8 protein-coding genes are annotated in these 12,295 nt (G+C 52.2%); all 8 read left to right on the plus strand.

Going from position 1 to position 12,295, the window contains the following annotated elements; translation table 11 throughout:
- Window position 1: 1 nt before the first annotated feature.
- The 8 genes from J2X61_RS18545 (at window position 2) to J2X61_RS18580 (ending at window position 11,583) form a co-directional block, all read left to right on the plus strand.
- Complete coding sequence (locus tag J2X61_RS18545; RefSeq protein WP_310189659.1) at window positions 2-1,612, plus strand: extracellular solute-binding protein; 1,611 nt, start codon at window positions 2-4, stop codon at window positions 1,610-1,612.
- 243 nt (window positions 1,613-1,855) lie between these two features.
- The gene (locus J2X61_RS18550; protein WP_310189662.1) at window positions 1,856-2,692 is read left to right on the plus strand and encodes a hypothetical protein; all 837 of its coding nucleotides are present in this window, start codon (window positions 1,856-1,858) and stop codon (window positions 2,690-2,692) included.
- An 824-nt stretch (window positions 2,693-3,516) separates the two neighbouring features.
- Window positions 3,517-5,013 (plus strand): sugar ABC transporter ATP-binding protein, encoded by a 1,497-nt coding sequence (locus tag J2X61_RS18555; RefSeq protein WP_274469681.1) that lies wholly within the window; start codon window positions 3,517-3,519, stop codon window positions 5,011-5,013.
- 16 nt (window positions 5,014-5,029) lie between these two features.
- Window positions 5,030-6,028, plus strand: a complete 999-nt coding sequence (locus tag J2X61_RS18560) for an ABC transporter permease (protein ID WP_274469680.1) — start codon at window positions 5,030-5,032, stop codon at window positions 6,026-6,028.
- 72 nt (window positions 6,029-6,100) lie between these two features.
- Window positions 6,101-7,105, plus strand: coding sequence for an ABC transporter substrate-binding protein (locus tag J2X61_RS18565; RefSeq protein WP_274470866.1), 1,005 nt, complete (start codon window positions 6,101-6,103; stop codon window positions 7,103-7,105).
- 139 nt (window positions 7,106-7,244) lie between these two features.
- Window positions 7,245-8,852, plus strand: coding sequence for a response regulator (locus J2X61_RS18570; RefSeq protein ID WP_274469679.1), 1,608 nt, complete (start codon window positions 7,245-7,247; stop codon window positions 8,850-8,852).
- Window positions 8,849-10,612 carry a sensor histidine kinase gene (locus J2X61_RS18575; RefSeq protein ID WP_310189665.1) on the plus strand — a complete coding sequence of 588 codons (1,764 nt, stop codon included), beginning with the start codon at window positions 8,849-8,851 and terminating at the stop codon, window positions 10,610-10,612. The genes J2X61_RS18570 and J2X61_RS18575 overlap by 4 nt, the downstream gene beginning before the upstream one ends.
- Entirely contained in the window at window positions 10,609-11,583 is a 975-nt protein-coding gene (locus J2X61_RS18580) for a substrate-binding domain-containing protein (protein ID WP_274469677.1), read from the plus strand. The genes J2X61_RS18575 and J2X61_RS18580 overlap by 4 nt, the downstream gene beginning before the upstream one ends.
- Window positions 11,584-12,295 lie beyond the last annotated feature (712 nt).

Consider the following 12,295-nt stretch of genomic DNA (forward strand, 5'->3'; position numbering starts at 1 on the left):
GATGAGTTTACGACCACAATCAATCTTCCTGCTAGCGGTGATTTGCACTCTCGCATTGACATCCTGCTCGGCGGTATCGCCGTCCGCTACGCCGGAGCCGCCGGCAGCGACCAAGGCATCCGTGCCGCCTGATGCCGCCCGCCAAACGATGACCTACTGGGCCGAGCTTAATGGCAATGCAGCCAGCGTGAAGCCGAATACACAGGATGTCCCTTTCTTCCAGGAGTGGCAGAAGCGGACCGGCGTCCGGCTCAAATTCATCCAGCCTCCGGCCAATCAGGCCAAAGAAGCGATGAATGTGCTGCTGGCTTCCGGAGATTTGCCGGATATGATGGAGTTTGAGTGGGACAGCTTCCCGGGCGGGCCGGAGAAGGCCATTAAGGATGGCTATATTAGGCGGCTGAACGATTTGATTGACCAGCATGCGCCGAATTTGAAAAAGTTTTTGGCCGAGCATCCCGATATCGACAAGCAGGTGAAGACGGACAGCGGCAGCTACTATGTGTTCCCATTCATTCGGGGGGATGATCTGCTGCGCACGTACCAAGGACCGATCATTCGCAAGGATTGGCTGGACGAGCTCGGACTCGACACGCCGGAGACGATGGATGAATGGTATACCGTGCTGAAGGCGTTCAAGGAGAAGAAGGGTGTAGAGGCTCCTTTGACGTTCTTGGGCGTTCCCAATCCGTTGTTCGGCATTGAGGGCGGAGCTTTTGTAGGGGCTTACGGGGTCAAAAAAGGGTTCTACCTCGATAACGGACAAGTGAAGTTCGGGCCGATGGAGCAAGGGTACAAGCAGTTTCTGGCCACGATGCACCAATGGTACGCCGAGGGGCTGATCGATAAAAATATCGCCACCGTCGATACGAAAACGATGGACTCCAATATGATTAACGGCCGGAGCGGGGCGACGATCTGGAACGCCGGAGCGGGCATCGGCAAATGGCAGCCTCTTGTGGTGGAGAAAGAGAAGGATGCCTTGTTCGATGCGGCGCCTTATCCGGTGCTGAAGAAAGGCGACAAGCCGGAATTCGGCCAGCGCAGTTATGCGTACGTCGGAACAGGCGGAGTCGCGATCTCGACGAAGAGCAAGCACGCGGAAGAAGCGGTGAAGCTGCTCGATTACGGGTATGGCGAGGAGGGGCACATGCTGTTCAACTTCGGCATCGAAGGACTTAGCTACGTGATGAAGGACGGGTACCCAACCTATTCGGACGAAGTGCTGAAAAATCCCGATAAGCTGGCGCCTGCGCAGGCTTTGGCGATGTATACGCGAGCGAGCTACTTCGGGCCGTTCGTCCAGGACATCCGCTACATGGAGCAATATTATACGCTGCCGCAGCAGCGGTCGGCGATCATGGTCTGGACGGATACGAATGTGGACCGGCATATGATGCCGCAAATTCCGAAGACGGAGATGGAGAGCGCCGAGCTGTCGTCCATCATGAACGACGTGACGACGCTGGTTGACGAGATGTCGCTCAAAATGATTCTCGGCGTCGAGCCCGTGAACGCCTTCGACAGCTACGTAAGCAAGATTAAGGCTTCCAAAATTGATCGCGCTTTAGAGATTCAAAGACTGGCGATTGCCAGGTATGAGAAAAGGTAACCGGATCCTTAGCCCTGTCCGATGCAGGGTTAAGGGTTTTTGATTTTTTGCGGGTATATCGGCAGCTTCCCTGCTAGAGCATCCGCAGCTTCCTGCCAGAACATCCGCAGGCTTCTCTTCCACCCATTATTTTGGTAATATTTTCATAGAAACGTAAGGCTGAGGGAGGAATCGAAACGCATGCTTTCGGATCATGTTGCTAGAAGAACGCCGATTTCTGATAGATCCCATACACCAAGTCCAATGAAGTCTGCACGTCCAGGCAGCTTAGCGCTGGGAATGAATCCGTTCACTGCAACGGGAGTCCTTCAGCTTCAGAGAACGATTGGCAATAAGGCCGTAAGTCAAATCGTACAAAATAAACGGGATTCAGCAGTGAATGACCGAATCGTGCAATTGAAATGGTCGGGCGCAGGTTCCAGCTTAAAATGGGAAGGCGAATGGAATGCCCGGTTAATGCACAAGGAGCCGAAAGCGCCTGCCGAAGATGAACAGGATGCTGAAATGGTGGAAGAACCGCAAATGCCAAGCATTTTGAAGTGGGATGGCAAGCAGTATGTACCAAGCGCCGCTTCATTTAATTCGGATGTCTTTCCTGCGGCGAGTGACAAGGCTGCCGGGTATCTCGCAACTTTAAAGCAGTGGCATGGCTGGTCGATTCAGCACAATCTGACGGATTCCAAAGACATTTTGCCGCAAATTATCGATGTTATCGAAAGTAAGGAGGAAGGCGTTATGGTCATGACTGCCAATAATGGAAAGTTTCTGCGCGGGATTTCCTTGTATGAAGAAAACGGCACCACGGAAGGGTACCCTGAAATCGATGCTGATGACAGATATTGGTATGTCATGTTCTCTGCTGCGCACCCAGCTACCCAATTGCCCCGTGAGAAGCGAGGAGTCAATAATGACGGAGGCGTAGGAACTGCATTAAATGCAGCTTATGACGGGCTGATGGCCGGTACTGCCATGCCGATCTACCGGCATGCCGCGAACCCAACATCGTATTTGTCATTGTTGCGCGCCGGGTATACGGATGTGAATGCTGAATCCGACGGGTTTCAGGTGCCGCAGCTGTGACATGCTGTTGGGAGGAAACGCGGGTAGGGAAGTCAAAGGCGATCAAGGCGCCGGGACCAAGGCGACGAAGGAAACCAAGGAAACCAAGGAAACCAAGGAAACCAAGGAAACCCATAGGCGATCATTCCGAATTCACAACAAGTTGCATAAGGTGCACGGAGTCACTAGAAATCACTAGAAGTTGCATAAGACGTACGGAGTCACTTGAATTCACTAGAAGTTGTTTAAGGAGCACGGAGTCACTAGAATCACTAGAAGTTGCATAAGACGTACAGAGTCACTTGAAATCGCTAGAAGTTGTATATAAGACGCACGGAGTCACTCGAGTTCAATAAAAGTTGCAAAGGCCGCCAAAAGTCACTCATAGGAAAAGTAGCATCAGTTTGATTAACTGGAAATTCTCCCGTTATATTGACGATTTTTTGCCTCAGGAAGTTAATAACGGGAATTTCTCCTGCTAAAAATCTCAGATTTCGCAAACAGCAGCCACTTTTCGCAGATTTAACGGGAGAATATCCCGTTATCCTACCCGCGCGCTCATCAGCAGGGTAGATTAACGGGAGAACTTCCCGTTATGGACGCCCTACCCATGGCTTAACGCTGCTCTTTGTTCGGCATTTGCATTTTCACCGACCTCCATCTCAACTCATTCCTCGGAATGGCTGGGAACGGAGGTCTTTTTGACATCCCCGCATCATCCCATCCAACCATTCCACCCATCTATCGGTAAATATTCAACTTTTTCAGGAAAATACTCCACTCTCAGATAAAGCGTTTACAGCTAAGATGTAATCAGTACAACGATATCGAGGTGAGGGGCAGCAGTGACACATCCGCTCGTACAAATGGAAGGAATCTACAAAGGCTTCCCTGGCGTCCAGGCGCTTTCAGACTGTCAATTCGAGCTGGCGCCCGGAGAGGTCCACGCATTGGTAGGCGAGAATGGGGCAGGCAAGTCGACCCTAATGAAAATTTTGACCGGCATTTATCAGAAAGACGCGGGCCGCCTGCTCCTGAAAGGCCGGGAGGTGCACATCCCGCATACCAAAGCGGCGCAATCGCTCGGCGTTTCTATCATTCATCAAGAGCTCAATTTAATTCCCGATTTGACGATTGCGCAGAATATGTTTATCGGCCGGGAACCCCGCAGGAAGGTGCGAATGCTGCTGGATGAGAAGAAAATGAACGCGGATACGGTAGAGCTCCTGGAGCAGCTGAATCTGGATCTGGACCCGCGCATGAAAATTTCCGAGCTGAGCGTAGCCAAGCAGCAGATGATCGAGATCGCCAAGGCGTTGTCCTTCAAGTCCGACGTTCTCATCATGGATGAGCCTACCGCTGCCCTGACGGACGCCGAAATCGGCGAGTTGTTCCGCATGATTGCCAGGCTGCGCAGTTCAGGCGTTGGGATCGTCTACATCTCGCACCGCATGGAAGAGCTGCGTGTCATAAGCGACCGCATCACCGTCATGCGGGACGGCCGCTACATTGCCACGGTCAAAACGAAAGATACGTCCATGGACAGCGTCATCTCCATGATGGTAGGGCGGGAGCTTCAAGTTGAGAAGCGTAAGCCGGAGAAGCCCGGCCAAGCGAAGACGGTGCTTGAAGTGAGAGGGCTGAGCCGTGCCAAAGCGTTCGAAGGCATCCAATTCACGGTCCGAGCCGGAGAAATCGTCGGAGTTGCCGGATTAATGGGAGCGGGGCGCACTGAAGTGGCGAGAGCGATCTTCGGCGCAGACCGGCTGGATGCCGGCGAGATTTATGTGAACGGACAGCAGGTGCGCATTCGGGGCACCCACGACGCTGTGAAGCATGGAATCGGCTACTTATCGGAGGACCGTAAACGCTATGGCCTGCTAGTCGACATGGACGTCGGGGCGAATATGGCGCTGCCTTCCCTGACCAAGCTGATGCGATTCGGCTGGATGCGGGAAGGCGAAATCGAGCAAGTGTCGGCCAGTTATGTAGAAGCGTTGAAAATCAAAACGCCGGGCATCCGGCAAAAGGCCAAGTTTCTGTCCGGCGGCAATCAGCAGAAAATCGTCATTGGCAAGTGGTTGTACCGGGATTGTCAGCTGCTTATATTCGATGAGCCGACCCGAGGGATCGACGTCGGGGCGAAAGCGGAAATTTATGCGCTGCTGGAACAGCTGGCGCAGCAAGGCAAGGCGATTCTCATGATTTCTTCCGAGCTGCCGGAAATTTTGCGCCTGAGCCACCGGGTTCTCGTCATGTGCGAAGGCCGAATAACCGGTGAGCTGATTGGCGAGCAAGCGACCCAAGAAAATATTATGCGCCTAGCGACAAGCCGAAATTAAGAAGGGACGGTCCATTATGCAAGTAAGCAGTATGAAAAACCCGAAGCTGGCTTTCCGGAAGACGGCGGCTACTCAGAAATTGCTCGCTTTCGCCAGCTTGGCGATATTGGTGGTCATTTTCTCGGTATCCTCCAGCAATTTCCTGCAGTTCTCGAACATTGTCGGCATCCTTTTATCGACCGCTGTAATCGGTGTACTGGCCTTAGGCTCAACATTCGTAATTATTGCGGGAGGCATCGATCTTAGCGTCGGTACGGTGATGACGTTCGCTGCCGTTATGACGGGAGTCTTCATTACGAATTGGCACATGCCGATACCGGTCGGCATCGCAGCAGGGATTGCAGCCGGTCTCGTATGCGGTCTATTCAGCGGAATTGCGGTAGCGAAAATGAATATTCCCCCTTTCATCGCAACGCTCGCCATGATGATGATTACGAAAGGGTTGTCACTTGTCATTTCCCACGCCAAACCGATTTATTTCAACGAAACGCCGGCATTTCGCGAAATTGCCATGGGAACGGCGCTGGAGAAAGTGATTCCAGGCTTCGCGGTACCTAATGCGATCCTGATCTTCTTCGGACTGGCGATCATATCCAGCCTGCTGCTGACCAAGACGGTCATCGGCCGCTATAACTTCGCTCTCGGCAGCAACGAGGAGGCCACGCGATTATCCGGTGTGAACACGCAAAAGTGGAAAATCGCCATCTATGTGCTGACCGGCTTGTTTAGCGGCATCGCGGGCGTCATGATCGCCTCGCGTCTTGATTCGGCGCAGCCCGCACTCGGTATGGGCTATGAGCTGGAAGCGATTGCCGCGGTCGTTATCGGGGGCACCTCCTTAAGCGGCGGCCAAGGGTCCATTCTGGGAACGGTCATCGGCGCCTTAATTATGAGCGTAATGACCAACGGCCTAAGAATCTTATCCGTGCCGCAAGAATGGCAGACGGTGATCGTCGGAATTGTCGTCCTGCTCGCCGTCTACGCCGATATTATACGCCGGCGCAAAGCAGGCTGACCACTCGCCCAAGGTATTCATTCTTTCCAGGAATTTATATACCAATAAAATGATATGGGAGACGATGACATGATGAAGAAAATGAAAACAATGATTTTGGCAGCGACGGTATTCACGCTTACAGCTTCACTTCTGACAGCTTGCGGCTCCGGCGCACCGGCGAGTTCGAGCGCAGCGCCTGCCGTACAAACCTCATCCTCAGGCAGCGCCAAAGCCTATATTCCGGTGATCTCCAAAGGCTTTCAGCACCAGTTCTGGCAAGCTGTGAAGCAGGGTGCGGAGAAAGCGGCCAAGGAATTCGACGTGCAGATAACGTTCGAAGGACCGGAGACCGAATCGCAGGTGGATAAACAAATCGAGATGCTGCAAGCGGCTTTAGACAAAAAGCCGACGGCCATCGCTTTCGCCGCGCTGGACAGCAAAGCGTCCGTCTCGCTCCTGCAGAAAGCCAAATCGGCGAATATCCCGATCATCGGGTTCGACTCGGGCGTTGACAGTGATATTCCGGTGACGACGGCTGCGACGGATAACAAGAAGGCCGCAGCGCTAGCCGCCGACAAAATGGCGGAGAAGATCGGCGATGCCGGCGAAGTCGCGCTTGTCGTGCATGACCAAACGAGCCGCACGGGCGTTGACCGCCGAGACGGCTTCGTGGAGCAGATGAAAGCGAAGCACCCCAACATCAAGATCGTCGACATCCAGTACGGCGGCGGAGACCAACTGAAATCGACCGATTTGGCCAAAGCCATTATTCAGGGGCACCCTAATCTGAAAGGGATTTTCGGAGCGAACGAAGGTTCTGCGATCGGTGTCGTCAACGCGGTAACGGAACTCAAGAACGATAAAATCGTCATTATCGGTTACGACTCCGGCAAGGCGCAAATCGATGCGATCAAGAGCGGCAAAATGGCCGGCGCGATCACGCAGGACCCGATCGGCATCGGATATTGGTCCGTCAAAGCGGCTGTCATGGCAAGCAAAGGGGAGAAGGTTGAGAAAATGATCGATACCGGCTTCCATTGGTACGACAAATCGAATCTCGATTCGCCCGAAATCAAAGCGCTGCTGTACAATTAGTTACCACGCGGAAGGGGGCTGTTCCTTGACAGGGCAGCCTCTTTTTTGAGGGAATAAACAGGAAATGTAAGCGCTGTTATCGAAACTATGGAAAGCCGCTTATAGCAGGTATATTCGTTTCGTAACCCGAGGTGATCTCATGTATACAATAATCATCGTCGATGACGAGGAAGCGGTGCGGGAAAGTATTCGTGCAACCGTGAACTGGACGGACTGCGGGTTTGAGCTGATCGGCTCTTACGGGGATGGACGCGACGCGTGGGAGTCTCTGGAGCACCGGCGGCCGGACGTGATCATAACCGATATTTCCATGCCGCACATGGATGGACTTGCGCTGGCGGCTGCGGTTGCCGACCGGTACCGGGATATCGCCGTCGTCATCATGACCGGTTACGGTGAATTTGAATATGCGAAGCAAGCCGTGAAGCTGAAAGTGTACGATTATATCATGAAACCCGTCAGCCAGGAGGAGTTCACAAACATTCTGGCGCTTTTGCGGAAAGAGCTGGATGAGAAGAAGCTAAGAAATGCGGATATTTTCAGACTGCAAAGCCAGTTGAACTTGAGTTTGCCTTTACTGCGCGAACAATTCCTGGAACGCATGGTTTCGACGGAAGTGAAGCGAAGCGACATTCATGCGAAATTCGCTTTTTTTCAATTATCTCTGCCCGGTCCGTATTACGTGGCCTTATCGCTGGATGTAGAACAGTTTCAACATCCTTATGACGCCGGACGTAGTTCGGAAGCCGAGCTGCTGCGGTTTGCCGTTTATAATATTGTTCAAGAAATATTCGAATTGGAGCAAGGGGGCATCGTGTTTCGGACAAGGGATGAGAAGATCGGCATTCTCTTCTCCGGAGAACGCTCTTCGCTCATGTTGGCTGTTCAGAAGTATGCCCAGCAGGCTGCCGAATGCATCGAGAAATATGTGAGGCTGCCTGTATCGATCGGCATCGGCCGGCCCTATCTCCATCCGGAGGAGGTTGCCAAATCGTATTCCGAAGCGCTAACGGCACTGGATTACCGGTTTCTGGTCGGCAGAAACAAAATTATTTCCATTGAAGATATCGTGCATGGCAAAGGGCAGCTCCAGATTCATCACGCAGAATGGGAACGCAAGCTGATCGCAGCGCTGAAAACGGGAAGCCGGGAGATGTTCAGCCTGCTGCTGCAGGAATGGATGAACGAGCTGCGCGCCTCCCAATCGTCTGTGGACCGCTGCTATATTTATGTGCAGCGCTTCCTGGTCTCGATTATTCCGTTGTTCGAAGATTCCGGATTGGATGTTATGGCGTCCGGCGATTTGCTGGGTCAGGTCAGGGCGTATAAGACGCTGGACGAAGTCAAAGTGTGGCTGGAGACCTTGTGTGTGCAGTTGTTTGAACAAGTGACCCTGAAGATGGCGCAAGATGTCGATTCGTTGATGCATAGATCGGAAGTGTTCATTCTGGAAAATTACGCCAATGAAAATTTGACTTTAAACGACGCCGCTCAGCAAGCGTATATGAGTATGAATTATTTCAGCGGTCTTTTCAAACAAAAGAAGGGGATATCCTTCATCGAATATGTGACCCGGGTCAGGCTGGCCAAGGCGAAGGAGCTGCTTGTCGAAACGAACCTGAAAGCTTACGAAATCGCAGCGAAAGTCGGGTATGGCGATCCGCAGTACTTCAGCGTCATTTTCAAACGGCATCATGGCATGACACCCAAAGAATACAGAGCCTCCGTGAGAGGGGAACTCACTTGAAACCAAGGCGATTCTTCCGGTTTAAATCCATTCATACGAGCATCGCATCGGCCTTCTTCTGTCTGATCATCGGTACGACGCTTATTCTCAGCTATAACACGTACCGGCTGTCGTCGGATTCCGTGACGGATAATTCCGTCCAGTATACCAATGAGCTGATTAATCAGGTCGGGACGACGATCGAGACGTACATCGACAATATGAAAAGCATCTCCTCCTTGTTGACGAGCAACGGGCAGATCGGGCAATATTTGGCCATGCCGGACCCTCATGCCGCGAGTGGCCGGAGCTTGGTTGCCGCCATCGAGAATTCGCTGCACGTCATCGTTCAATCCCGCAACGATATTAGCGCAATCTTGTTCGTCGGCTCTAACGGCACCGTGATCGCCGACAGGTCTCACGGATCCGTGAAAAGCTACCCGGATTTGATTGCTCAAGATTGGTACACCAAAGCGAAGAACGGTTCGATCTATATTTCCTCGTCACAAGTCGAGCATGTGTACCCCGGCGAATATCCTTGGGTTATCTCCATGAGCCAAACCTTTCGTGGGGACGATAGCGCCGGAGCAACCGGGGTACTGCTGGTTGATTTGAACTACAGTATCATCAACGATTTGTTCAGCCGTATTCAGCTCGGCAAGCGAGGATATATTTTCATCGTTAATTCCGAAGGCGATCTCGTCTATCATCCGCAGCAGCAAATCATTCACACGAATTTGAAAAGCGAGCCGATCGACGCTATTCTGGCTTCGCAGGATGGACAGCTTGTGCTGCCCGATAGCGAACATAAGAAGATTTTGTCGATTCGAACGACAAATTTCGGGTGGAAAATCGTCGGTGTCACATACCCCGATGAGCTGGTCGGCAATAAGAAAAATATTCAGCTGTCCACTGCGTTGTGGGGGAGCATTTGTTTGATTGTCGCACTCGGTATCTCCATCGTGCTGTCCTATACGCTAAGCGGACCGATCAAGCGGCTGGAGGCGAACATGAAGCAGGTGGAGCAGGGCAATTTCGATATTCGGGCGGACATCGCCCAGGGGGATGAAATCGGCAAGCTGGCGCGGTCGTTCAATGTCATGATTATGAAAATCAAAGATCTGATGCAGCGGATTGTTCACGAGGAGGCGCTGCTCAGACAGAGCGAGATCAGAGCGCTGCAATCGCAAATTCATCCGCATTTTCTGTATAACACGCTGGAATCGATCATATGGATGGCCGAAACGAACAGGATGAAGCAGGTCGTCGGGATGACGATGGCATTATCGAAAATGCTGCGCTACAGCATCGGCAAGGGGGAGCAGGAGGTGCCCGTCTCCTTGGAACTGGAACATTTGTCCAATTATCTCACGATTCAATCCATGCGCTACACGGGGAAGTTCTCGTATGAGATTGAGGTTGACAGTGAGCTGTATGATTGCCGCATTGTGAGGATCGTTCTTCAACCGCTCGTTGAGAACGCGATCTACCATGGCATCAGGCGTATGGAAGAGCATGGGCACATCCGTATCGCCGGGAAGCTGGTTGACGGCGACATTCATATTACCGTAAGCGATAACGGTCTCGGTATGGATCAAGCCAAGGTGATGTCTCTGCTTAGCGGGACGAAGGAGCAAGGCTTGGGCGTGCGCAATGTGCATCACCGCATTCAGCTGTTTTACGGTCACGGCTACGGCTTGACTTTTGAGAGCGAGCCTGAAGAGGGGACGACGGTAACATTGCGAATTCCCCGTTCCGGAACGGGAGGGGTGGAGTCATGAAACGCTGGATTTTACCCGTCTTCGTTGGAATTGCAGCTATACTCCTCTATATCATTAGCTTGAATGCTGCAAGAGGGAACGACCGGCCGATCGTGTTCGTACCGAAGACGGTTGACAGAGGCATTGAATTTTGGCAGGTCGTCGAGCAAGGCGTTTGGGCCGCCGCCGCAGAGACGGGGACGGAGGTGAAGGTCGTCGGAACGGATGCGGAGAAGGATGTCGACGAGCAGATTCGAATATTGCGCGAGATGATCGCCTTGAAGCCAAAGGCTATCGTTCTGGCAGCCTTGGATTATGAGCGGACCGTGCCCGTCGCCCAGGAAATCGTACGGGCCGGCATCCCGCTCGTGACCGTCGACTCCGGCTTGAAGGGCGGTATATCCAAGTCTTTCATTGCAACAGACAACGCAGAAGCAGGGAGGAAGGCTGCTCATGCGCTCGTTCAAGCCCTCCCGGAGAAGGGCCAGGTTGCGATATTGAATTTCGTCAAAGGTTCCTCCACTTCAATCGAGCGGGAGAAAGGTCTCCGCGAAGTACTTCAGAAGGAGAACGGGATCAGGCTGCTGGATACGCTCTATAGCGAAGGTTCTTCGGATCGGGCTTATGCGATTACGAAAGCGCTGCTGACGGACTATCCGCAATTGAAAGCGATCGTTGGTTTGAACGAGCCGTCGACACTTGGCGCCGCCAAGGCGCTGCGCGACTTGAGGAAGCCCGGGGAGGTGAAGCTCATCGGTTTCGATAGCTCCTACGAAGAGATCGGCTTTCTCGAGGAGGAGATCATTCAAGCCATCGTCGTGCAGAAGCCGTTCAATATGGGCTACGTAGCGTTGAAAACGGCCGTACAGCTGAGTGCCGGCAAGAAAGCGGAGTTATGGATCGACACGGGCTCCGAGGTCATATGGAAAAGTAATATGTACAGCAAACAGAACCAGAAGCTGCTGTTTCCGATTGTGGATAAGCAGCCATAGCGTTGTGTAACTAGCTGGGGTGGACGGGAGTGTGACTTGGCTGACCCTAACGGACACAGTTACCGCTATTCAGTGAAAATAAGCGCTTTTGAGTCTCTAACGGACACAGTTGCCGTTATCAGTCCTGAATGATTAGCAATATGATTGAAAAAAACTGAATAGCGTTTCTCCTGTCCGTTAGATTTGAGGAACTGGGCAAGAAGAGACAATAGCGTCTCGTCTGTCCGCTAGATAATCTCATATCGAATCCGCCCGAAAAACCGCGAAACGAATCGCGGTTTTTCGCTGTTTATCGACACTAATTTCTTCCAAAAAAAGCTGTTGCATTTTAGAGGAATCCGCTGTACGATACCAACTATAAAGCGCTTACAAATGTAGGCGGCCATGATTAAATCGGTTTAACCAAATGATTCTTACGAGCGCAGAGGACAGCACTCTATCACGTGTAAATAATCGCTCATCGGATTTGTGCACGGTTAAACCGGTTTAACCGCTCCCCAGTGTCCTAACCGCATGTGAGATTAAGCGCTTCACTCATTTCCGGATTACAGGCTTATATCGTTGTTTGCAGCTGATTAAACCGGTTTAACTTCCCTCCTAGATAACTCAGAAGAAAGTTCAATTCCGTAAAGCCGTCATCCTAATTAAACCGGTTTAATACACGCTGTTCCTGTATGTGCAGTTGAACGCAGTCGAAACTAGTTGAACTATA

Origin of the sequence: Bacillus sp. 3255 (assembly GCF_031456485.1) — a bacterium.
Lineage (GTDB): Bacteria > Bacillota > Bacilli > Paenibacillales > NBRC-103111 > Paenibacillus_E.

What these genes read in the sequence shown, in the direction of transcription:
- J2X61_RS18545 (WP_310189659.1), top strand. Translation starts at nt 2, where the DNA reads ATGAGTTTACGACCACAATCAATCTTCCTGCTAGCGGTGATTTGCACT.
- J2X61_RS18550 (WP_310189662.1), top strand. Translation starts at nt 1,856, where the DNA reads ATGAAGTCTGCACGTCCAGGCAGCTTAGCGCTGGGAATGAATCCGTTC.
- J2X61_RS18560 (WP_274469680.1), top strand. Translation starts at nt 5,030, where the DNA reads ATGCAAGTAAGCAGTATGAAAAACCCGAAGCTGGCTTTCCGGAAGACG.
- J2X61_RS18565 (WP_274470866.1), top strand. Translation starts at nt 6,101, where the DNA reads ATGAAGAAAATGAAAACAATGATTTTGGCAGCGACGGTATTCACGCTT.
- J2X61_RS18570 (WP_274469679.1), top strand. Translation starts at nt 7,245, where the DNA reads ATGTATACAATAATCATCGTCGATGACGAGGAAGCGGTGCGGGAAAGT.
- J2X61_RS18580 (WP_274469677.1), top strand. Translation starts at nt 10,609, where the DNA reads ATGAAACGCTGGATTTTACCCGTCTTCGTTGGAATTGCAGCTATACTC.